At 76.0% G+C, this 25,373-nt stretch carries 2 protein-coding genes (1 of these 2 cut by a window edge); both read right to left on the reverse strand.

From position 1 onward, the window contains the following. Nucleotides 1-19,131: a non-ribosomal peptide synthase/polyketide synthase gene (locus tag ACWEPX_RS21165; RefSeq protein WP_451898922.1), complete on the reverse strand. Its 19,131-nt coding sequence runs from the start codon at nucleotides 19,129-19,131 to the stop codon at nucleotides 1-3. Further along, nucleotides 19,128-25,373, reverse strand: the end of a protein-coding gene (locus ACWEPX_RS21170) for a non-ribosomal peptide synthase/polyketide synthase (protein ID WP_451898923.1). 11,397 nt of this gene lie beyond the right edge of the window; the window shows 6,246 of its 17,643 coding nt (coding positions 11,398-17,643); the start codon falls outside the window, past its right edge; it ends in the stop codon at nucleotides 19,128-19,130. The genes ACWEPX_RS21165 and ACWEPX_RS21170 overlap by 4 nt, the downstream gene beginning before the upstream one ends.

The following is a 25,373-nucleotide window of genomic DNA, read 5'->3' on the forward strand; positions in this document are numbered from 1 at the left end:
TCATCGGGCGCCCTCGGCGATGTGGTGGAGCTGGGTGAGGAAGGCGGTGGCGATCGACTCCACTGTGGAGTGGTGGAGCTGGTCGGCGCGGTAGTACCAGGAGAAGGTGAGGGTGCCGTCTTGCACTGCGCCGACCACCTCCACCAGGTGCCGCGGCGGGGTCGACGGGTCCGCGTCGGTGCCGAGGGTGCCCAGGGTGGTGCGGATCAGGCCGGAGTCGGGTTCGGTGCCGTCCCATTGGCCCAGGTAGTTGAAGGCGATCTCAGGTTGGGCCGCCGTCAGGCGTTCGCGGGTCGACGGGGAGCCCAGGTGGCGCAGGGCGCCGAAGCCGAAGCCGTTGTTCGGCGTCGCCCGCAGCTGCTTGCGCACCGCCCGCACCAACGTCCGCGTGTCGTCCGTGGCCGGGACGCGGATTGCGACCGGGAAGACCGTGGTGAACCAGCCGACCGTTCGGGAGAGGTCGACGTCGTCGAGGAGGTCTTCGCGGCCGTGGCCCTCCAGGGTGATCGACACCAGGTCGTGGCCGGTCCAGTCGTGGAGGGCGGTGGCGAGGGCGGCTAGGAGGACGTCGTTCACCCGCGTCCGGTAGGCCGTCGGCGCGGCGCGCAGCAGGGCGTCGGTGTCGGCGGCCGACAGGCCCACCACCACGGTCCCGCACCCGCCCGGAACCTCGTCGCGCGGCAGCGGTGGGGCCGACTCGACCGCGGACCAGTGGTCCAGCTCGTGGTCGAGTCCGCCCGCGGCGGTGAACTCCGCGAGGCGGTGGGACCAGTCGCGGAACGACGTGGTCTTGCCGCCCAGGTCGATCGGCTGCCCCGCGGACGCCTGGGCGTACCCGCGCTCCAGGTCGTCGAGCAGGATGCGCCACGACACGCCGTCCACGACCAGGTGGTGGGCGATGAGGAGCAGGAGCGCCCGGTCGCCGGTGTCGAACAGCTCCGCGCGGAACAGCATCCCCGAGCCGAGGTCGAAGCCCGCGTGGGCGGCGTCCGCGATCCGCGTCATGTCCTCCTGCAGCGCAGTCGACCCCGACAGGTCGTGCACCGTGAGCACGGACGTCGCCGTGGGCTCGGTGTTGTACGCCGTCCACGTCCCGTCGAACGCGAAGCGCATGCGCAGCGCGTCGTGCTGGAGCGGCAGGGCGGCCAAGGCGGTGTCGAGGGCGGCGATGTCCGGGCGGTCCCGCAGCTCGACCAGCATCGCCTGGTTGAAGTGGTGCGGATTGGCCGGGCCGGAGCCGAGGAAGTCGGCCTGGATCGGGGTCAGCGCCGCGGGCCCCACCACCGGCGCCCGGTCGCTGCCGCCCGCGTCCTCGACCACGACCACCTCGGCGAGCCGTTCGACGGTCTGGTGCAGGAACAGGTCGCGCGTGCTGATCCGGTACCCGGCGCGGCGGATCTCGGTGACCAGCTGGATGCTCAGGATCGAGTCCCCGCCCAGGGCGAAGAAGTTGTCCCGCGCGCCCACCCGCGGCAGGCCGAGCACCCGCGCCCAGATCGCGGCCAGCTCCCGCGCCACCGCGCCGTCGGGCTCGACGTAGCCGTCGGTGGCGGCCAGGTCCGGCGCGGGCAGCGCGCGCCGGTCCAGCTTGCCGGTCGGGCCGAGCGGGAGCCGGTCGAGCACCACGACGGCGGCGGGCACCATGTGCTCGGGCAGCCGCCGCCGGGCGGTCCGCAGCGCCTCCTCCGGGTCGCACCCGCCGACGAGGTAGGCCACCAGCCGCGGGTGGCCGCCGTCGGCGCGCACGACCACCGCCGCGTCGGCGACGCCGGGGCAGGTCCGCAGCATCGCCTCGACCTCGCCGGGCTCGACCCGGAAGCCGCGGATCTTGACCTGCTCGTCCGCGCGCCCCAGGTAGCGCAGCGCGCCGTCGGCGGTCCAGCGCACCCGGTCGCCCGTGCGGTACATCCGCGACCCGGGCGGGCCGAACGGGTCCGCGACGAACCGCTGCGCGGTCAGCCCCGGCTGGCCGAGGTAGCCGCGCGCGACCTGCGGCCCGGCCACGTACAGCTCGCCCACGACCCCTGCGGGCACCGGGGACAGCGCCGCGTCGAGCACGTAGGCGCGCACGTTCGGCAGCGGCGCGCCGATCTCGGGCACCGGCCCGTCGATGTCCCGCCACACCACGTCCACGGTCGTCTCGGTCGGCCCGTAGAGGTTGACCCCGCGCACGTGCGGCGACTCGGCCACCGCCCGCCACAGGTCCACCGGGACGGCCTCGCCGCCGAGCAGCAGCAGCGACGGGCGGCCTGCACCGCCGTCGAGCAGGCCCTCTGCGACCAGGTGCCGGGCGATGGTGGGGGTGCAGCTGATCAGGTCGACGGCGTGCTCGGCGGCGTAGTCCAGCAGCATCCGCGGGTCGCGGCGCTCGTCGTCGCCCATGACGTGGATCTCGTGGCCTGCGACCATCAGCAGCAGCAGGTCCCAGGATGCGTCGAAGGAGAAGCTGGCCGTCAGCGCGCCGCGCACCCGCCCGTGCGGCGCCCACCGCTGGCGCTGCGCGGTGAACAGCGCCGACAGCGCCCGGTGCTCGACCACGACGCCCTTCGGCCTGCCGGTCGACCCGGAGGTGTGGATGACGTAGGCCGGGTGCTCCGGCCGCAGGTCGCGCTGCGGCGGGGTCGGGTCGAAGCCGCTGGCGTCGACCGGGGAGTCGATGACGACCACCGGCCGGGTGTCGGCCAGCAGCGCGTCGATCCGGTCGGCGGGCAGCGCCGGGTCGATCCACACGTGCGCGGCCCCGGCCTTGAGCACGGCCAGCAGGGCGATCACCGACTCCGCCGAGCGCGGCAGCAGCACGGCCACGACCCGCTCCGGCCCGGCGCCCCGCTCGACCAGGTGGCGAGCAAGCCGGTTGGTCGCGGCCTCCAGCTCGGCGTAGGTCAGCCGGGTGGGCCCGCAGACCAGCGCCGTGGCGTCGGGCAGGCGGGCCGCGGTCGCGGTGAGCTGGTCGGGCACCAGGACCGGGTCGACGGCCAGCTCCGGCCCGGTGAGCCAGCGGCGCCCGTCCAGCTCGATGCCAGCCAGCGGCGCCTGCGGGTCGGCGACCGCGCCGCGCAGCAGGGCGTGCAGGTGGGCCGCCATCCGCTCGACGGTGGCGGGGTCGAACAGGTCGGCGGCGTACTCCAGCGCGCAGGCCAGCTCCCCGTCGCGCTCCTGGAACTCGAACACCAGGTCGCAGGTCGTCGCCCCGGACGGCGGGGCCAGCTCGGCCACGTCCAGCCCGGGCAGGGCCAGTGCCCCGTCGCCGCCGCTGTTCTGCAGCACGACCATCGCGTCGAACAGCGCGTTGCGGCTCGGGTCGCGCTCGGGGGCGACCTCGTCCACCACCCGCTCGAACGGCACGTCCTGGTGGTCGAACGCGGCCAGCACGTCGGCGCGCACCCGGTCGAGCAGCGCGCCGAAGCCGAGATCGGGGTCCACTTCGGACCGCAGCACCAGCGTGTTGACGAAGAAGCCGACCACATCGGACAGCTCGCCCCGGTCACGCCCGGACGTGACGGTCCCGACCGCGACATCGCGGCTGCCGGTGTAGCGGGCCAGCAGCGCGTGGCAGGCGGCCACGAGCCCGGTGAACAGCGTCCCGCCGTGGCGGTGGGCGAGGCCGCGCACCTGCTCCAGCAGGTCGGCGGGCACGGTGAACCGGACGACCCCGCCGCGCGTGGGCCGCACCGGCGGGCGCGGGCGGTCCAGCGGCAGGTCGAGCGGTTCGAGCCCGGCCAGCCGCTCCCGCCAGTGCGCCAGCTGCCCGCCCAGCTCCCCTTCCACCCGGTCGCGCTGCCAGCGGGCGAAGTCGGCGTAGCGGACGGCGGGCGCGGGCCGCTCCTCGCCCGCGTACAGCGCCGCCAGGTCGCGCAGCAGGATGCCGTTGGACCAGCCGTCGGTGACGATGTGGTGCAGGACCAGGCTCAGCACGTGGTCGCGCGGCCCGACGCGCAGCAGCGCCGCCCGCAGCAGCGGCCCGTTCGCCAGGTCGAACGGCTTGACCCGCTCCTCGGCCAGCACCGCGTCGATGCCGTCCTCGGCCACCTCCTTGATCGGCAGCGCGGGCTCGGCCTCGGCCAGGACGACCTGCGTCCCCTGGCCGTCGACCATCGGGAACACCGTGCGCAGGGACTCGTGCCGGGCGACGAGCCCGGCCAGCGCGGCCCGCAGCGCGGGCACGTCCAGCTCCCCGCGCAGGCGCAGGGCGATCGCCGAGGCGTACGCGCCGTCCTCCGGGGCGAACTGGTGCAGGAACCACAACCGCTGCTGGGCGTACGACAGCGGCTGCGGCCCGTCCCCGGCCACCGCCGGGATGACCGCGGGCACGGACGCGCCGTCGAGCGCGGCGGCCAGCGCGGCGACCGTGCGGTGGGTGAACAGCGCCCGCGGCGAGAGGTCCGCGCCGACGGCCCGGCGCAGCGCGGAGGCGACCCGGATGCTCAGGATGGAGTCGCCGCCGAGGCTGAAGAAGTCGTCCTCCCGCGCGATCCCGGTCCCCTCCGGGACGCCGAGGACCTCGCGGAACACCGCGGCCACAGCCTGTTCGGCAGCCGTGCGGGGCGCGGTGCGCGTGCCGGTGGCGGCCGCGGGGGCGGGCAGCGCGGCCCGGTCGACCTTGCCGTTGGCGCTCAGCGGCAGGGCGTCCAGCGCGACGACGGCCTCCGGCACCAGGTAGTCGGGCAGCCGCTCGGCCAGCCACGCGCGCACCGGCTCGACGTCCTCGACGCCGACCGCGTACGCGACCAGCCGGGCCCGGCCGCCGTCGGTGCGGACCACGACCACCGCGTCCGGGACCAGCTCGGCCAGCACCGCCGCCACCTCGCCGGGCTCGACCCGGAAGCCGCGGATCTTGACCTGGTCGTCGGCGCGGCCGAGGAAGCGCAGCGCGCCGTCGGCGGTCCAGCGCACGATGTCGCCGGTGCGGTACATCCGCCCGCCGCCGTGCGGGTCGGCGATGAAGCGCTCGGCGGTCAGGCCAGGCTTGCCGAGGTAGCCGCGGGCCAGGCCCGCGCCCGCCAGGTACAGCTCGCCGGGCGCGCCCGGGGGCACCGGCCGCAGCTGGGCGTCGAGCACGTAGGCGCGCATGCCGTCCAGCGGGGTGCCGATCGGCACCGGGTCGGGCACCGGCCCCGCCACCGCGTGGGCCGTGGCGAAGGTGGTGGTCTCGGTCGGGCCGTAGCCGTCGACCACCAGCAGGTCAGGGCAGTGCTCGCGGACCCGGCGCACGGCGGCGGCGGGCACCACGTCGCCGCCGGTCCACACCTCGCGCAGCCCGCGCAGCGCGGCGGGGTCGTCCTGGGCGACGAGCCGGAACAGGCCCGCGGTCAGCCACACCGCCGTGAGGCCGTGCCGGGCGATGAGGGCCCGCAGGGTGGCCGGTTCGAGGTCGCCGGGCGGGGCCACGACGACCGCGCCGCCGGTCAGCAGCGGCACCCACACCTCGTAGGTCGTGGCGTCGAAGGCGTGCGGGGAGTGCAGCAGCACCCGCTCGTGCCCTTCGGCGAAGCGGCGGTCGGCGGCCAGCGCCACGATGTCGCGGTGGCGCACCGCCACGCCCTTGGGCACCCCGGTCGACCCGGAGGTGTGCATGACGTAGGCCAGGCTCTCCGGGTGCACCGGCACGGGGGCCGCTTCGGCTTCCCCCGGCTCGCAGTCCACGATGAGTCCACTGTGGATATCGGCGGCCCTGGTCGGGTCGTCGGTGATCAGGACCCCGACGCCGGTCTCGGCCAGGATGCGCCGCAGCCGGGCCTCGGGCGCGCGGGCGTCCAGCGGGACGTACGCCCCGCCCGCCTTGAGCACGGCCAGCTCGGCCAGCACGACAGCGGGGGAGCGGCCCAGCAGCAGCGCGACCGGCTGCTCGGCGGTCACCCCCAGCCCGATCAGCCGGTGCGCGAGCCGGTTGGCCAGCGCGTCCAGCTCGGCGTAGGTCCAGCTCACCGCATCGCCCACCACGGCGACCGCGTGCGGGGTCTGCTCGACCTGCGCCGAGAACCGCGCGATCACCGTGTCGGCCGCCGTGCCGACCGCCGCGGTGCCGGTGGCGTTGCGCTCGGCCAGTTCCGCGGCCTCGGCGGCGGAGAGCGCGGGCAGGTCGGCCAGCGCCGTGCCGAGGTTGTCGCCGATGGCGGTGACCAGGAAGCGCAGGTGCCGGGCGAGCCGGTCGGCCGTGGTCGGGTCGAACAGCCGCTCGTCGTAGGCCAGCCGCAGGGTGAGCCCGTCGCCGAGGAACGCGCTGAGCATCAGCGGGAAGTTCGTCGTGTCGGTCGCCTCGACCGCCCCGACGCGCAGGCCGCTGTCGGCCGCGCCCTCCTCGATCGGGTAGTTCTCGAACACCACCGCGCTGTCGAACAGCGACGGGACCTTCGTCCACGCCTGCAGGTCGGTCAGCGACACGTGGTCGAACCGGCGGGACTCGCTCTGCTGGTCCTGCACGGCGCGCAGCCAGTCGGCGATGGAGTCGGCGGTGATCCGCACCCGGGTGGGCACGGTGTTGATGAACATGCCGACCATCGATTCGACCCCGGGCAGCTCGGCCGGTCGGCCGGAGACGGTGGTGCCGAACACCACGTCGTCGGTCCCGGCGTAGCGCGACAGCAGCAGCGCCCACGCGCCCTGAACCAACGTGTTCACCGTCAAGCCGTGGGCGCGGACGGCGGCCCGCAGCCGCGCGGACTCGTCGGCGTCCACCGCGACGGCGACCGTGCGGGCGGATTCGGTGCGGTGCGCCTCCGCGGGCGGGCGGTCCAGCGGCAGGGGCGTCGGGGCGGTGACCCCGGCCAGCAGCCCGGTCCAGTAGTCGCGCGCCTGCTCGGCGTCCTGCTCGGCCAGCCACGCCAGGTAGTCGCGGAACGGGGCGCGGTGCGGGACCGCGGGCGCGCGGCCGCCCGTGATCGCCGCGTACCGCTCGCAGACCTCGGCGAACACCTGGCCGGTGCTCCAGCCGTCGAGCAGCACGTGGTGCGAGGTCCAGATCATCAGCACCTCGCCGGGACCGCGCCGGGCGATGGTCACCCGCATCAGCGGCGCCTGGTCCAGCCGGATGCCCGCGGCGGCGTCCTCGGCGAGCAGGTCATCCCTGTCGTCCACATACGACACCGGGACCTCGGCGCGCCGGTGCACGACCTGCACCGGCCAGTCCACGTCCTCCCACACCACGTGGGTGCGCAGCAGCGGGTTGGCGTCCACGACCTCCTGCCACGCCCGGCCGAGCGCGGTCGGGTCGGACACCCCCGACAGCGGCACGGCGAGCTGGTTGAAGTACGCCCCGGACGCGGTATCGACCAGGCTGTGGAAGAGCATGCCCGCCTGCAGCGGAGTCAGCGGCAGCACGTCGGCCACCCCGCGCCCGTCGCCGACGATCCGGTCGACCTGCTCCTGGGTGAGGCGGGCCAGCGGGAAGTCCGAGGGCGTGCGTCCGCCCGCGGCCGGGTCGGCGCAGTGGGCGACGATCGCGCGCAGGGCGTCCAGCACCTTCTCGGCCAGCGCGCGGACGGTGGTCTCGTCGTGCCGCCCGGTGGAGTAGGTCCAGCCCAGCTCCAGCCTGCCGTCCTGCACGATCCCGGTGATGTCGATCTCGTGCTGGCGCTCGGCCGCCGGGTCGACGTCCGAGCCAACCCCGGTGTGCGTGCCGCGGACAAGCCCGGTCGCGCCCTCACCCGCCTCCCACTGGCCGTGGTAGTTGAGGCTGACGCGCGGCCACGGGTGCGGGGCCAGCCGCTCCCGCAGCACGCCGTGGGACAGGCCCCGGTGGGGCACGGCCCGCACCTGCTCCTTCACCGCCTTGAGCACCCGGCCCCAGTCGCCTGCCGGGATGTCCAGCGCCAGCGGGTACTCCACGGTGAACCAGCCGACCGCGCGGGCGAGGTCGGCGTCGCCGATGTCCTCGCGGCCGTGGCCCTCCATGGCGATGAGGACGCGGTCGCGGCCGGTCCACTCGGCCAGCACCCGGCCGACCGCGCTCAGCAGCACATCGTTGACCTGCGTGCGGTACACCGCCGGGACGGCGTGCAGCAGGGCGGCCGTCTCCGCCTGCTCCAGCCGGACCGACAGGGTGCGCGCGGAGGAGCCGGTGTTGGCGCCGTCGCGGTCGGCGGGCAGCTCGACCGGCCCGGTGGCGGCGGCCCAGTACGGCTCGTCGGCGCTGAAGTCGGTCTCGGCCAGCAGCGCCGCCCAGTCGCGCAGGCCGGTGCCGCGCTCGCCCAGCCGCACCGGCCCGCCCCGGGCGAGCTGGTCGTAGGCGGTCTCCAGGTCCGACAGCAGGATGCGCCAGGACACGCCGTCGACCACCAGGTGGTGCACGACCAGCAGGAGCTGCCCGCCGCCGAGGACGCTGCCGACCAATGGGCCGTCGGTCACGCTCAACCGCTCGCGCACGGCGTCGGCGGTCGCGGCGTCGATCGCGTCCACCCGCACACCGACCCGGTGCGGGCCGTCCGCGGTGACGTCCTGCGTCCCGTCGGGCAGCAGCCGGGTCCGCAGGGCGTCGTGGTGGTCGATCAGCGCGTCGAGCGCGGCCTCCACCCGGTCCGGGTCGGCGTCCGGGGCGAGGTCGAGCAGCATCGACATGGTGAAGCGGTCCGGGTTCGGCGCGGTCTCGACGAACCACCGCTGGATCGGCGTCAGCGGTGCCGGACCGGTCACCGCAGCCCTGCGCGCGGCCTCGGCCGCCGTGCAGCGCGGGGCCAGCTCGGCGATGGTCTGGTGCAGGAACACGTCCTTGGCGCTGACCCGCAGCCCGGCCTCCCGCAGCCGGGACACCAGCTGGATGCTGAGGATGGAGTCGCCGCCGAGGCCGAAGAAGTTGTCCTCTACGCCGACCCGCTCCACGCCGAGCACCCCCGCCCACACCCCGGCCAGCACGCGCTCGGTCTCGGTGCGCGGGGCGACGTAGGCGGTGTCGAGCAGCCCGGCGAAGTCCGGGACGGGCAGGGCCCGCCGGTCGACCTTGCCGCTGCTGGACAGCGGCAGCGCGGCCAGCGGCACCACCGCGGACGGCACCATGTGGTCGGGCAGCCGGTCGCGCAGCCACACCCGCAGCGGCGCGGTGTCGAGCACCGGGGTCACGTAGGCGACCAGCCGCTTGTGCCCGTTGTGGTCCACCGCGGCGACCGCGGCGTCGGCGACCTCGGGGTGCTCGCGCAGCGCGGCCTCGACCTCACCCGGCTCGATCCGGAAGCCGCGCACCTTCACCTGGTCGTCGGCGCGGCCCAGGTACTCCACCCGGCCGTCGGCGGTCCACCTGGCCCGGTCGCCGGTGCGGTACATCCGGGAGCCGGGCGGGCCGAAGGGGTCGGCCACGAACCGCTGCGCGGTCAGGCCGGGGCGGCCGAGGTAGCCGCGGGCCACCTGCCCGCCGCCGAGGTACAGCTCGCCCACCACGCCGATGGGCACCGGCCGCAGCGACTCGTCCAGCAGGTACCCCTGCACGCCCCGGGTCGGCCTGCCGATCACCGGCGCGGACCCGCGGACCGGGGCGCGGAAGGTGTCGACGGCGCACTCGGTCGGCCCGTAGTAGTTGACCGCCTCGGTGTCGGGCGCGGCGGCGAAGGCCCGCCACAGCGTGGCACCGACCGCCTCACCGCCGAGCATGACCAGCGACGGCCGGTGGCGGGCGTCGGTGAGCAAGCCTGCGGCGACGAGCTGCTGGGCGTAGGTGGGGGTCAGGTCGAGCACGTCGATGCGCTCGCGGGCGATGTAGTCGACCAGCGCCACCGGGTCGAGTCGGACGTCGTCGTCGAGGACGTGCAGCTCGCGGCCCGCGGCGAGGAAGAGCAGCCCCTCCCACGAGGTGTCGAAGGTGAACGCCGCGGTGAGCCCGAACCGCGCCATCCCGGCCGGTTCGATGAGGTCGGCCAGGTGGTCGGCGTAGAGGTGGCTCAGCTGGCGGTGCTCCACGAGCACGCCCTTGGGCTTGCCGGTCGACCCGGAGGTGTAGATCAGGTACGCGCCGTGCGCCGGGTCGGGCGCGGGCAGCTCGACCTCGGGCGCGTCGGCGGCGGCGAGGGTGTCGAGGTCCTCCGGGCCGATGACGATGGCGGGCGCGGCGTCGGCCAGCAGGTAGCGCAGCCGCTCGGCGGGCAGCGCCGGGTCCACCGGCAGGTACACCGCGCCCGCCCTGAGCACGGCCAGCAGCGCCGGGACCTGCTCGGCGCGCGGCAGCCGCACCGCGACGACCCGTTCGGGGCCCGCGCCCAACGCCCGCAGCCGCCGGGCCATCCGGTCGACCCGCTCGCCCAGCTCGCCGAAGGTCAGCGTCCGCGTCGCGGTGACCAGCGCGGTCGCGTCCGGCGTCCGCCGGATCTGCGCCGCCAGCACCTCGGGGAAGGCGGGCGCCTGCTCGGGCAGGGGGCGGCCCTGCCAGCGGTGCAGGACGAGGTCGCGCTCGGCCTGCGGCAGCAGCGGCAGCGCGTCCACCGGCGCGGCCGGGTCGGCGCAGATGCCCGCGAGCAGCGTCTTGAGGTGCGTGGTCAGCCGCTCGACCGTGGGCGCGTCGAACAGGTCGGTGTTGTACTCCACCGAGCCCAGCAGCGCGCCGCCGTGCTCGGCGAACTCGAAGGTGAGGTCGCAGGTGGCGGTCGCGGCCTGCATGGGCACCTCGCCGATGCGCAGGCCGGGCAGCGCGAACGGCTCGGTGGTGGTGTTCTGCAGCAGGACCATCACGTCGAACAGGGGGTTGCGGCTGGTGTCGCGCTCCACGCCGAGGTCGTCGACGATCCGCTCGAAGGGCACGTCCTGGTGGGCCATGCCGTCGAGCACGGTCTGCCGCGTGCGGGCCAGCAGGTCGGCGAAGTCGCCCTCCACAGTGGACCGCAGCACCAGGGTGTTGGCGAAGAAGCCGACCAGCCGGGCCAGGTCCGGGTGCTCGCGGCCGGAGACGACCGTGCCGACAGCCACGTCGCGCTGCCCGGTCCAGCGGTGCAGCAGCGCCTGCGCGGCGGCGACGAGCACCATGAACAGGGTCGCGTCCTGCGCGCCCGCCAGCCGCCGCAGGCCCGCGGCGACCTCGGCCGGGATCTCGAAGTGCCGCAGCGCGCCGTTGGCGGTGCGCACGGCCGGGCGCGGCCGGTCGGTCGGCAGGTCGAGGACCGGCAGGTCGGCCAGCTGGCCACGCCAGTAGACCAACCCGTCGGCCAGCGCGTCCCCGGTGAGGCTGTCGCGCTGCCAGGCGGCGTAGTCGGCGTACTGGACGGGCAGCGGCGGCAGGTCCTCGCCCGCGTACAGCGCGCGCAGGTCCTCCAGCAGCACGCCCATCGACCAGCCGTCGGTGACCACGTGGTGCAGGGTCACCGCCAGGACGTGCTCCTGGGCGCCGAGCCGCAGCAGGCGGGCGCGGATCAGCGGGCCGTCGGCGAGGTCGAACGGCGTGGCCGCCTCCGCGGCCAAGGCCTCCTCCACCCGCGCCACCTCGGTGACGGGCAGGTCGAACGACCAGGGCTCGCGGATGACCTGCACGCCCTGGCCGTCGACCGCGCGCAGCGTCGTGCGCAGGGCCTCGTGCCGGGCGACCAGGCCGGTGAACGCCGCGCGCAGGGCGTCGACGTCGAGCGGGCCGGTGATGCGGACGGCGAAGCGGGTCAGGTACTCGGTGCCGCCGGGCTCGAACTGGTCGAGGAACCACAGCCGCTGCTGGTTGAACGACAGCGGGAGCGCGGCGGCGCGGTCGGCGCGCGGGATCGCCTGCCGGACCCCGGCCGCCTCGGACAGGGCGGCGGCGAGCTCGGCGACCGTGGGGTGGTCGAAGACCGCCCGCGGGGACACCTCGGCCCCGAACGCCGTGCTCAGCAGCGCGGCCACCCGGATGCTCATGATCGAGTCGCCGCCGCGGTGGAAGAAGTTGTCCGCCGCGCCGACCCGCCCGCCGAGCACGGCCGACCACGCCTGCGCGACCGCGCGCTCGGCGTCGGTCGCCAGGTCGGCGGGCTCGGCCCGGTCGGTCCCGGGGGCGGGCAGGGCGCGCCGGTCCAGCTTGCCGTTGGGGGTCAGCGGCAGCCGGTCGACGGCGACGAACGCCGCGGGCAGCATGTGCGCGGGCAGGGTCGCGGCCAGCCGCTCGCGCAGCGCCGCGGTGTCCCCGGTCCAGCCGACCAGGTAGGCGACCAGCCTGCGGTGCCCCGGCTCGTCCTCCCGGTCGACCACGCATGCCTCGCGCACCGCCGGGTCGGCCAGCAGCGCGGCCTCGACCTCGCCCAGCTCGATGCGGAAGCCGCGGATCTTGACCTGCTGGTCGCCGCGGCCCCGGTACTCCAGGACGCCGTCGGCGGTCCACCGGGCCAGGTCGCCGGAGCGGTACATGCGCGAGCCGGGCGGGCCGAACGGGTCGGCGGTGAAGCGCTCGGCGGTGAGCCCGGGCCGCCGCAGGTAGCCGCGCGCCAGGCCGGGACCGGCGACGTGCACCTCGCCGGTGACCCCGGGCGGCACCGGCCGCAGGTCGGCGTCGAGCACGTAGACCCGCAGGTCCGGGATCGGCGCGCCGATGAGCGAGCCGCGGGTGCCCGCGTCGACCGGCATGTGCGTGACGTGCACGGTCGTCTCGGTGATCCCGTACATGTTGATCAGCTGGGTGTCGCCGCCGCGCCACCCGCTCAGCCGCGCGGGCTCCAGCGCCTCGCCGCCGAACACCACGTAGCGCAGCGCGAGCGGCTCGCCCTGGTCGGCGGCGATGAGCTGGTAGAACGCCGAGGGCGTCTGGTTGAGCACGGTGACCCGCTCGGCGGAGAGCAGCCGCAGGAACTCCCGCGGCGAGCGGGACACCTCGTGCGGCACCACGACCAGCCTGCCGCCGTGCAGCAGCGGCCCCCACAGCTCCCACACCGAGAAGTCGAAGGCGTAGGAGTGGAACAGCGTCCACACGTCCGAGCCGTCGAAGCCGAACCAGTGGTCGGTGGCCGAGAACAGCCGGGTGACGGCCGAGTGCGGGACCACCACGCCCTTGGGCACGCCGGTCGACCCGGAGGTGTAGATGACGTAGGCCGGGTGCTCGGGCAGCAGCGCCGGTTCCGGCGCGACCGCGGGCACGCCGGAGAGGTCGGTGTCGGCGAGCACGATGACGTCCACTTCGGACTCAACCGCGGTTTCGGCCACCAGCAGCACGGGCCGGGCGTCGGCGATGGTCCGGGCGATCCGCTCGGCCGGGTAGGACGGGTCCAGCGGCAGGTAGGCCGCGCCCGACTTGAGCACCGCGAGCACGGCGACGACGAGGTCGGCCGAGCGCGGCAGCAGCAGGGCCACCAGGCGCTCCGGCCCCGCGCCGCGTGCTGCCAGCAGGGCGGCGAGGCGGTTGGCGCGGGCGTCGAGTTCGGCGTAGGTCAGGTGCTCGCCGCGATCGGTCAGCGCGACGGCGTCGGGCGTGCGGGCGGCCTGGGCCGCGAACAGCTCCGGGATCGTCGGCCCCGGCACCGGCTCGGCGTCGCCGTTCCACGTGACGAGCACGCGCTCGCGGTCGGCCGCCGAGAGCGCGGGCAGGTCCGCGACGCGGCGGTCGAGGTCGACCAGCGCGTCGAGCAGGCAGGCGTAGTGGTCGGCGATGCGGTGGGCGGTGCCGGTGTCGAAGAGGTCCGGGTCGTAGGACAGCTCGACGCGCAGCCGGTCGTCCAGGTGGGCGCGGACGCTCAGCGGGAAGGTGGTGGTGTCGGTGGCGTCGACCTCGGCGATGCCGATGCCGCCGGTCGCCGCCTCGTCGAACGGGTAGTTCTCGAAGACCACCGAGCTGTCGAACAGCGCGCCCGCGCCACCGCTCCACGCGCGCATCTGGGCCAGCGGCGCGAAGTCGTGGCGGCGCGACTCGGCCTGCTGGGCCTGCAGGTCGGCCAGCCACCCGGCCAGGTCGCGGTGGCCTGCGATCTGCGCGCGGGTGGGCACGGTGTTGATGAACATGCCCACCATGCCCTCGACCCCGCGCAGGTCGTCCGGCCTGCCGGACACCGTCGTGCCGAACACGACGTCCCGCTCCCCGGAGAAGCAGGACAGCAGCAGCGCCCACGCGCCCTGCACGGCCGTGTTGACCGTCAGGCCCCGCCGCCGCAGCACGTCCCGCAGCTCCTCGGTGCGCGCGGGCGTCAGGGCGAGCCGGACCGACCACGACGACTCCGCGCGGTGCGCCTCGGCGGGCGGGCGGTCGAAGGGCAGCGGGGTGCGGTCGGTGAACCCGGCTAGCACGCCCCGCCAGTGCTGCTCGGCCGCGGCGGTGTCGCGCGACGCCAGCCACCGCAGGTAGTCCCGGTACGGCGCGCGGGCGGGCACCACGGGCGGGCGGCCGCCCACGATGGCGGCATAGCGCTCGCACACCTCGGCCAGCACCTGGCCCAGGCTCCAGCCGTCCAGCAGGATGTGGTGGAACGTCCACACCAGACGCACCTCGTCCCCGCCCAGCGGGGTGATCGACAGGCGCATCAGCGGCGCCCGGGTCAGATCGATCGGCGAGTCGTCGTCGGGCAGGGTGACGCGGCGGTGCACGACCATGACCGGCTCGGGCAGGTCGCGCCAGGCGATCGAGCCGCGCAGCACCGGGTTGTGGTCGACGGTCTCCTGCCACGCGCGGGCCAGCGCTCCCGGGTCGCCGACGCCGGTCAGCCGCAGCCGGGCCTGGTCGTGGTAGGCGCCGGAGGTCTCGTCCACCAGGCTGTGGAAGAGCATGCCCGCCTGCAGCGGGGTCAGCGGGTAGATGTCCTCGACGTCCCGCCCGTCGCCCACGAGCCGGTCCACCTGCTCCTGGGTGAGGCCGGTCGCGGTGAAGTCCGACGGCGTGCGGCCGCCCGCGGCCGGGTCGGCGCAGTGGGCGGCGATCGCCCGCAGGTTCGCCGCCATGTCCTCGGCCAGGCGGCGCACCGTCTCGGCGGTGTGGACGCCGGGGGAGTAGAGCCAGGTCAGCTCCAGCTCGCCGCCGTCGACCACCCCGGCGACGTCGATGAGGTGGTCGCGGCGGCGCTCGCGCGGGGCGTCCGCGCCCGGCGGGGTGGACCGGCCGCGAATCAGCCCGTCGGCTGCCGCGCCGCTGTCCCACTGGCCGTGGTAGTTGAAGCTGATCTGCGGGTGGGCGGTGAGGTCGTCGTGCCCGCCCAGGTAGCGCAGCGCCCCGTAGGACAGCCCGCGCCGCGGCACCGCGCGCAGTTGCTCCTTGACGGACTTGAGGGTGTCCGCCCAGCCGTCCGCCACCCGCAGCAGCAGCGGGTACTGGCTGGTGAACCAGCCGACCGTGCGGGAGAGGTCGATCCCGGGCAGCACGTCCTCCCGGCCGTGGCCCTCCATCTCGACGAGCACCCGGTCGCGGCCGGTCCAGTCGGCCAGCGTGCGGCCCAGCGCGCTCAGCAGCACGTCGTTGACCTGCGTCCGGTAGACCGCGGGCACCTGGCGCAGCAGGGCGGCGGTGTCGTCGCGGCCGAGCCGGACGGTCACCGCCGCCACGCCCACCGGCTCGCCCGGCCCGTCCACCGGCAGATCGGCGGACCCGGACTGCGACCGCCAGAAGTCCAGGTCCTCGGCGAAGCCGCCGTCGGCGACGTGCTCGGCGAGCCGGTGCGCCCACTGGCCGAAGGCCGTGCCCACCGGCTCCAGCTCGACCGGCTCGCCCGCGGCGGCCTGCCGGTAGGCGGTCTCCAGGTCGGCGAGCAGGATGCGCCAGGACACCCCGTCCACGACCAGGTGGTGGGCGGTCAGCAGCAGGCGCCGGTCGGGGAACAGCACCGCCCGCAGCAGCGGCCCGCGCGCCAGGTCCATCCCGGTCTGGGCGGCCAGCGCGTCCTCCTCGACGTCCGCGCCGAGCACCAGCGGGCAGCCGCCGGTGGGCGCGATGTCCTGCACGCCGTCGGCGAACCGGGTGCGCAGGGCGTCGTGGTGGGCGACCAGCGCGTCGAGGGCGGCTTGCAGGGCGGTCAGGTCGACGTCCGGGGCCAGGTCGACGAACACCGACATGGTGAAGTGGTGCGCCTGCTCCGGCCGCGGGTCGAGGAACCAGCGCTGGATCGGGGTCAGCGGGGCCGGACCGGCGACCACCTCGGCGACGGCCTCGGCAGGCGCGGCGAGGTTGGCCGCCAGGTCCGCGATCGTCTGGTGCTGGAACAGGTCCTTGGAGGTGACCGGCAGCCCGGCGGCCCGCGCCCGGGAGGCCAGCTGGATGCTGAGGATGGAGTCGCCGCCCAGCTCGAAGAAGTTGTCGGCCACGCCCACCTCGGCCACGCCGAGCACGTCCCGCCACACCGCGGCCAGCGCCGCCTCCTCGGGCGTGCGCGGGGCGGTCCGGGTGGTCGTGGGCAGCTCGGGGGCGGGCAGGGCGCGGCGGTCGACCTTGCCGTTGGCGGTGATCGGCAGCGCGGGCAGCCACACGAACGCCGAGGGCACCAGGTAGTCCGGCAGGCTGCGGCGCAGGCGGGCCCGCAGCTCCTCGGTGTCCGGCTGCGCGCCCTCGGCGACGAGGTAGGCCACCAGCCGCGCGCCCCCGGTCTCCCGGCGCGCCAGCACCACGGCCTCGGCGACGCCCGGCTGCGCGGACAGGGCCGTCTCGACCTCGCCCGGCTCGATCCGGAAGCCGCGGATCTTGACCTGGTCGTCGGCGCGGCCGAGGAAGGCCAGCACCCCACCGGTCCAGCGGACCACGTCGCCGGTGCGGTACATCCGCGAGCCAGGCGGCCCGAACGGGTTGGCCACGAACGCGCCCGCGGTCATGCCCGGCTGGTCGAGGTAGCCGCGCGCCAGGCCGGCTCCCGCGAGGTACAGCTCGCCCGGGACGCCGGGCGGGACCGGGTTGAGGTCGGCGTCGAGGACGTGGGCGGCCATGCCGTCCAGCGGCGTGCCGATCGGGATGGCCTCCGGGACCGGCTCGGCGACGGCGTGGGTCGTGGCGAAGGTGGTCGTCTCGGTCGGGCCGTAGCCGTCGACCACCACCAGCCCGGGGCAGGCGGCCAGCACGCGCCGGACCGCCGCGGACGGGACCACATCACCACCGGTCAGCACGGTGCGCAGGCCCGCGAAGGCCAGCGGGTCCTCCTGCGCCAGCACGCGGAACAGGCCCGCGGTCACCCACGCGGCGGTCACCCCGTGCCGCTCGACGGCCTGCCGCAGCGCCGCGGCGTCGACCTCACCGGGCGGGGCGACGACCGCGGTGCCGCCGGTCAGCAGCGGAACCCACACCTCGTAGGTGTTCGCGTCGAACGCCTGCGCCGAGTGCACCAGCACCCGGTCGCCGCCCGCGAACCGCGCGTCGGCGGCCAGGGCCGCGATGTCGGCGTGCCGCACGGCCACGCCCTTCGGCGTCCCGGTCGAGCCCGAGGTGAACATGACGTACGCCAGGCTGTCCGGCGCGACGCGCGCCCCGGGCAGCACCGGACCGTCCACACCGGAGTTCGGCAGCAAGACGGTGCCGTGCCAGCCGCCCGGCGCCTGCCGGTCGGTGATCAGCACGCGCGCGCCCGCCGCGGTCAGCACCTGCTCGATGCGCTGGTCCGGGGAGCGGGAGTCCAGCGGCAGGTAGGCCCCGCCCGCCTTGAGCACGGCGAGCTGGGCGGCGATGGCGGCGGGCGAGCGCTCCAGCAGCAGGCCGACCCGCTCCTCCGGGCGCACGCCCTCGGCCAGCAGCCGCCGCGCCAGCCGGTCGGCCCGCGCGTCGAGGTCGGCGTAGGTCAGGGTGGTGCCGTCGGCGGTGACCGCGGGGGCGTCCGGGGTGCGGCGGACCTGTGCGGCGAAGGCGTCGAGCACCGTCGTCGGGGCGGGTGCGGCGGCGGTGCGGTCGCCGAGGGCCAGGGCCGCCCGGTCCTCGGGCGTCATCATGGCCAGCCGCCCGACCGGGCAGTCCGGGTCGGCGGCGGCGGACTCCAGCAGGGCGACCAGGTGGCGGGCCATCCGCTCGACCGTGGCGGCGTCGAAGAGGTCGGTGGCGTACTCCACCGACCCGGCCAGCGTCCCGTCCACCTCCTGGAACTCCCAGGTGAGGTCGAAGTTCGCCGTGTGCCTGCCCACCGGGACCGGGCGGGCGGCCAGGTCGCCGAACCCGCTGCCGGGGGCGGGGGTGTTCTGCAGCAGCACCATGACGTCGAACAGCGGGTTGCGGCCCGCCTCGCGGGTCGCGCCGGTCGCCGCGACGAGCCGGTCGAAGGGCGCCTCGTCGTGGGCGAAGGCCTCCAGCGCGGTCTCGTTGACCCGGTCGAGGAAGGCGTGCCACGGCAGGGACGGGTCCACATCGGACCGGAGGACGACGGTGTTGACGAAGAAGCCGACGACCCGCTCCAGCTCGGGTCTGCCCCGGCCGGTGGTGACCGTGCCGACCGCGACGTCGCGCTGGCGGGCGTAGCGGGACAGCAGCACCTGGCAGGCCGCCGCCAGCACCGGGTACAGCGTCACCTGCCGGGCCCGCGCCTGCTCCACCAGCGCCGCGCTCAGCGCGGCCGGGAGCCGGAACTCGTGCACCGCGCCCGCCCCCGAGGCCGTCGCGGGGCGCGGCCGATCGGTGGGCAGCTCCAGCGGGGTGAGCCCGGCCAGCCCGGCCGTCCAGTGCGCGACCTGCGCCTCCAGCGCCGGGCCGTCGAGCCGCTCGCGCTGCCAGACGGCGAAGTCCCCGTAGGCGACCGGGGGCGCGGGCAGCTCGGCGGCGCCCGCGTACAGCTCGCCCAGCTCGGCGACCAGCACCCCCATCGACCAGCCGTCGGTGGCGATGTGGTGGGCGAGCAGCAGCAGCACGTGCGAGGTCGCGGACTCCACGACGAGCACCGCCCGCGCCACCGGGCCCTCGCGCAGGTCGAACGGCTGGGCGTACTCGTGCTCCAGCACGGCATCCACGTCGGTATCCATGTCGGTGCCCGCGCAGGCCACGACCTTCAACGGCATCCCGGTGGGCGGGTGCACCACCTGCGCGGGGCCGTCGGTGTAGGTCGTGCGCAGCGACTCGTGGCGGGCGACGAGCGCGTCCAGGGCCGCGGTCAGCGCGGCCCGGTCCAGCCTGCCGGTCAGCCGCAGGGCGACGGCGCTGGTGTAGCCGCTGGCCTGGTGCTGGGCGAGGAACCACAGCCGCCGCTGCGCGCTGGACAGCGGCAGCGGGCCGCCGCGGTCGGCCGCGGGGATCACATCGGCGCGGGTGGCTCGGCCCGCGAGCCGCTTGGCCAGCTTCTCCCGCAGGTGGGCGGGCAGCTTGGCGGCGCGGTCCTGGCGCGAGGTCGTCATTCGGTGGCCTCCTCGGGCACGAGTGCGGCGCGCTCCAGGTCCAGCAGGACCAGGTCTTCCACGACCTCGGCGAGCGCAGCGACGGTGCGGGCGGTGAGCACGTCGCGGGGGGACAGGGCGACGTCGAACGCCTCCCGCGCGCGGGAGCCGACCCGCAGCGCGCGCACCGAGTCGCCGCCGAGGTCGAAGAAGTTGTCGGTCACGCCCACCTCGGGCAGGCCGAGCACCTCGGCCCAGATCTCGGCGAGCACCGCCTCGGTGTCGGTGCTCGGGGCGACCCGGCCGGGCCCGGCCGCCACGTCGGGTTCGGGCAGCGCGGCCCGGTCGAGCTTGCCGTTGGGGGTCAGCGGCAGCGCGGGCAGGGCCATGACCACCCCGGGCACCAGGTGCTCCGGCAGCGAGCGGCCCAGCGCGGCCCGCAGCGCGCCGGTGTCGACCTTGCCGGTCACGTAGGCGACCAGCCGGTCGTCCCGGGCGACCACGACCGCGTCGTCGACCCCGGCGTGCTCGCGCAGCCGCGCCTCGACCTCGCCGGGCTCGACCCGGAAGCCGCGCACCTTGACCTGGTGGTCGGTGCGGCCCAGGAACTCCAGCACCCCGTCGGCGGTCCACCGCACCCGGTCGCCCGTGCGGTACAGCCGCGACCCGGGCGGGCCGTCGGGGTCGGGCACGAACCGCTGCGCGGTCAGCCCCGGCCTGCCCAGGTAGCCCCGGGCCAGGCCGATCCCGCCGACGTGCAGCTCGCCCGGCGCGCCGACCGGCACCGGCCGCAGGTCGGCGTCGAGCACCCGCACCGCGGTCCCGGGGACCGGCCGCCCGATCGGCGTGCCGCAGCCCGGCGCCAGCGGCCCGCTCCACGCGGTGACCACAGTGGACTCGGTGGGGCCGTAGGCGTTGATCATCCGCCTGCCCGGCGCCCAGCGGCGCACCAGCTCGGGGGTGCAGGCGTCGCCGCCGGAGACGAGCGTGCGCAGGTCCGGCAGCTCGGTGCCGGGGTCGAGCGTGGCCAGCGCGACCGGGGGGATGAGCGCGTGCGTCACCCGGTGCCGGATGAGCGCGTCGGCCAGGTGCTCGCCCAGCAGCGGCCCGGCGGGCGGCACCACCAGCGCCGCGCCCGCGGGCAGCGCCAGGCACAGCTCCAGCACCGAGGCGTCGAAGCTGGGGGAGGAGAACAGCAGCACCCGGTCGCCCGGCCCGCAGTCCAGGTGCGCGATCTCGGCCGCGGCGAAGGCGGGCAGCCCGGCGTGGGTGACCACGACGCCCTTGGGCCGCCCGGTGGACCCGGAGGTGTAGATGACGTACGCCGGGTGCTCGGGCCGCACCTCGACCCGGGGGGCGTGGTCGGGCCGGTCCGCCGCGGTGGTCGCGTCCAGCTCGATCGTCGGCACGTCCACCCCGTCAACCAGGCCGGGGGCGGTGATGAGCAGCAGCGGGTCGGCGTCGGCGAGCATGAACCGGATCCGCTCCGCGGGGTAGGCCGGGTCGATCGGCAGGTAGGCCGCGCCCGCCTGCCACACGGCGAGCTGCGCCACCACCATCTCCACCGACCGCGGCAGCGCCAGCGCGATGACCGACTCCGGCCCGGCGCCCCGCTCCACGAGCAGGTGCGCCAGCCGGTTGGCCCTGGCCGCCAGCTCGCCGTAGGTCACCTCGCCCTGCTCGCCCACCAGCGCGGACCGATCCGGGTCCTGGGCGGCGATGCGCTCGGTGATCAGCCCGTCCGCGGCCGCCGCGGCCCCGCTCCACTGCGCCACCAGCGCGCGGTCGGCGGGCGGGCGCAGGTCCAGCGCGCCCAGCGGGGTCTCCGGGTGGTCCACCAGCGTCTCCAGCAGCGACACCACGTGCTCGCACAGCCGCTGAGCGCTGTCCGCGCCCACCAGGTCGGGGTCGTAGCCCAGCTCGATGCCCAGCCGCTCGCCAGGCGCGGCGACCAGCGTCAGCGGGTAGTTGGTGGTCTCCCGCGCGTCGAGGTCGCGCAGGCGCGGACCGGACTCCTCCTGGGTGACCGGGTAGTTCTCGAACACCACGATGCTGTCGAAGGCCGCCACGCCCGCGGGCAGGTCGCTCCCGGCCTGCGCGACGGCCGGGGAGACGTGCTGGGCCGCGCGCGCCGCGGCCTGGTCGGCCTGCAGCGCCCGCAGCCACGCCACGACCGGCTGCTCCCCGGGCACGCGCACCCGCACCGGCAGCGTGGTGATGAAGATGCCGGTGATCCGGTCGACGCCGGGCAGGTCGGCGGGCCTGCCCGCGGCCGTCGCCCCGAAGCAGATGTCGCGGTGGCCGCTGTGCGCCGCGAGCAGCAGCGCCCATGCGCCTTGGACCAGCGCGTTCACCGTGAGCTGGTGCCTGCGGGCGAACGCGGTCAGCGCCGCGGTGCGCTCGGCCCCCAGCTCGGCGGCCACCCACCGGGCGGAGCGGGCGGCGTGCTCCGGGCCCGGCAGGCGGTCCAGCGGCAGCGGGGTCGGCTCGGCGAACCCGGCCATCACCGTCCGCCAGTGCTCCGCCGCCCGCTCGGCGTCCTGGCTGGACAGCCAGTGCAGGTAGTCGCGGAACGGCGGCCGGTCGGCGGGGGCGGGGGTCCGGCCCGCGCGCAGGGCGGTGTAGGCGGCGAGCACGTCGCCCAGCACGTGGAAGACGCTCCAGCCGTCCAGCAGCACGTGGTGGAACGTCCAGAGCACCCGCACCTCGGTCGGCGACAGCCGGGCCAGCGCCACCCGCAGCAGCGGCGGCGCGGTCACGTCGATGCCGCACGCCTTGTCGGCGGCCAGCAGCTCCGCCAGCAACTCGGCGTCGTCGCCGCCGGTCCAGTCCAGCTCGGTGACCGGCAGCTCCACTTCCCGGTGCACGACTTGCACCGGGTCGGGCAGCCCGTCCCAGGCGACGGCGGTGCGCAGCACGGGGGTGTGCGCGACGACGTGCCGCCACGCCGCCGCCAGCGCGCCCAGGTCGTCGGCCGCCACGACGAAGGTCACCTGCTCGACGTAGACGCCCTGCTCGGCCTGCGCGACGCCGTGGTAGACCATGCCCGCCTGCATCGGCGTCAGCGGGAGGATGTCCTCCACCGCGCGCCCCCCGGTCAGCGAGTCCACTTGCGACTGGTCGAGCCGGACGAGCGGGAAGTCCGAGGGCGTGTGCCCGCCCCCGCCCATCCCGATCATCCGCCGCAGCGCCGCCGCGGTCTGCTCGGCCAGGCCCGCCACGGTCTCGGCGCGGTGCACCTCGGTCGAGTACATCCACGTGATGCCGAGCCGGTCGCCCTCGACCCGGGCCACGACGTCGAGCAGGTGCGGCCTGCTCGACGTGGGGCCCACATCGGACCCCAGCGACCCCACCTCGGCCACCAGCCCACCGGTGACGGCGGACCAGTCGAACCGGCCCAGGTAGTTGAACCCCACCGCCGGGTCGGCGACCTCGGGGAACTCCCCGGCCAGGTGCCGCAGCACGCCGTAGCCGATGCCGTTGCGCGGGATGGCCCGCAGGGTCTCCTTGGTGGCGCGCAACGCCTCCGCGAGGTCGTCGCGGCGCTCCAGCGCCACCGGGTACATCGTGGTGAACCAGCCCACGGTCCGGGTCAAGTCGGCCCCGGGCACGACGTCCTCGCGCCCGTGGCCCTCGACCTCGACCACCACCCGGTCCCGCCCCGCCCAGCGGGTGAGCACCGACCCGACCGCGGTGAGCAGCACGTCGTTGACCCGCGCGTGGTAGGCGGCGGGCACGTCGCGCAGCAGGGCGGCGGTCTCCTCGGCGTCGAGCCACACCGTGGTCTCCGCGGTCGAGGCCACCGAGTTCGCCCCGGCCAGGTCCACCGGCAGGGCGGCGTCCCCGGCGACCACCGAGCGCCAGTACGGCGCCTCGTCGGCGAAGTCGCCCGCGTGCGCGAGCAGGCCGCGCGCCCAGTCGCGGAACGCCGTCGTCCGCCTGCCCAGGTCGACGCGCTCGCCCGCCAACGCCTGCCGGTAGGCGATGTCGAGGTCTTCGAGCAGGATGCGCCACGACACGCCGTCGACCACCAGGTGGTGGATGCCCAGGCGCAGCACCGATCCCGACAGCTCGGCGCTGACCAGCTTGCCCGCGCCGAGGTCGTAGCCGCCGCCGGTCACCGGGCGGTCGTCCGGCCCCGCGTTGTGCTGCCGCCACCCGGACGGCTCGCGGGTGTAGCGCATCCGCAGGGCGTCGTGGTGCTCCACGAGCGCGCGCAGGGCGGTGTCGAGCGCGGCCGGGTCGAAGCCGGGGGTGAGGGTGAGCGCGATCGACTGGTCGAACCGGGTCGGGTCCGCGCCGATGGTGTCGAAGAACCAGCGCTGCACCGGGGTCAGCGGCGCGTCCCCGGTGACCGGGCCGTCGTCGCCCGCGGCGGCCAACGGCTGGGCGACCGCGGCGAGCCCGGCCACGGTCGGGTGGTCGAACACGTCCCGCGGGGTGATCCGCAGCCCGTGCGCGCGGGCCCGGGTGACCACCTGGATGCTGAGGATGGAGTCGCCGCCGAGGGCGAAGAAGTCGTCGGTGACCCCGACGGCCACCCCGAGCACCCCCGCCCACACCTCGGCCAGCGCGGCCTCGGCGGGCGTGCGCGGGGCCACCCGGGCCGCGGCGGGCGCCTCGGCGGCGGGCTCGGGCAGCGCGCGGCGGTCGACCTTGCCGTTGGCGGTGAGCGGGAACTCCGCCATCGGCACGATCGCGGCGGGCACCAGGTAGTCCGGCAGCCGCTCGGCCGCGAACTCGGCCAAGCCGCCCGCGTCGCCGACCACGTAGGCGATGAGCCGCTTGGCCCGGCCGTCGGCGCGCACCACCACGACCACCTGGCGCACCCCGGGGTGCTCGGCCAGCACCGCCTCGACCTCGCCCGGCTCGACCCGGAAGCCGCGGATCTTCACCTGGTCGTCCACCCGGCCCAGGAAGCGCAGCTCGCCCTCGTCGGTCCAGGCGACCACGTCCCCGGTCCGGTACAGCCGCTCGCCGGGCGCGCCGAACGGGTCGGCGACGAACCGGGCCGCGGTGAGCCCGGGCCTGCCCAGGTAGCCGCGGGCCAGCCCGCTGCCGCCCAGGTGCAATTCGCCCGGCGCGCCGATCGGGACCGGCCGCAGGTCGGCGTCGAGCACGTGCGCCCGCACCCCGGCCAGCGGCGCGCCGATCGGGATGACCTCGGGCGGCTGCCCGGGGATGCGGTAGGCGGTGGCGAAGGTCGTCGTCTCGGTCGGCCCGTAGCCGTCCACCACGGTCAGCCCGGGGCAGGCGTCGAGCACCGCGCGCACCGACGCGGCGGGCACCACGTCGCCGCCGGTCCACACCTCGCGCAGCCCGGCCAGGCAGCCGGGGTCGTCCTCGGCGACGACCCGGAACAGTCCGGCGGTCAGCCACAGCCCGTCCACGCCGTGGTCGGCGACCAGCCGCCGCAGCAGCGCCGGGTCCACCTCCTCGGGCGGGGCGACGGCGACGCGGCCGCCGCGCAGCAGCGGCACCCACAGCTCGTAGGTGGTGGCGTCGAAGGCCAGCGGGGAGTGCAGGAGCACGCAGCCGTGCCCGGCGAAGCGGTCGTCGGCGGCCAGCGCGGCGATGTCGCGGTGCCGCACCGCCACGCCCTTCGGCGTGCCCGTCGATCCGGAGGTGAACATGACGTAGGCCAAGCTGTCCGGCGCGATCTCCACCGCAGGTGGTCCCACCGGCCGGTCGTCGAGGTCATCGACCCGCACCGCGGTGCCGATCTCGGCGGCCACCGACGCCCACGCCCGGTCGGTGAGCACGATCCGCGCGCCTGCCTGCCCGACCAGCTCGCGCAGCCGCGTGCGCGGGGCGCGGGTGTCCAGCGGGAGGTAGGCGCCGCCCGCCTTGAGCACCGCCAGCTCGGCGACGACGACCTGCGGCGAGCGGTCCATCAGCAGCGCGACCGGCTCCTCGGCGGCGATTCCGCGCAGCTCGCGCGCCAGCCGGTTCGCCCGCGCGTCCAGCTCCGCGCGCGACCAGGACAACTCGTCGGCGACCACCGCGGTGGCGTCCGGGTCCGCGGCGAGCACCCGCGCCCACCGGTCGGTGACGGTCTCCGGCTCGGGCTCCGGGGTCGGGGCCAGCGCCGCGCGCTGGGCGTCGGTGAACACCGGCAGCGCGTCCAGCGGCGTGCTCGGGTCGGTGGCGATGGCGGTCAGCAGCAGCCGGAGGTGGTCGGCCAGCCGCGCCGCGGTGGCCGCGTCGAACAGGGCCGGGTCGTGGTCGATGTCCAGCACCAGGGTGTCCCCGGGTCGCGCGAC

The organism is Actinokineospora sp. NPDC004072 (assembly GCF_053604195.1).

Coding starts and splice junctions, on each gene's coding strand:
- ACWEPX_RS21165 (WP_451898922.1), bottom strand. CDS start 19,131: ATGACGACCTCGCGCCAGGACCGCGCCGCCAAGCTGCCCGCCCACCTG.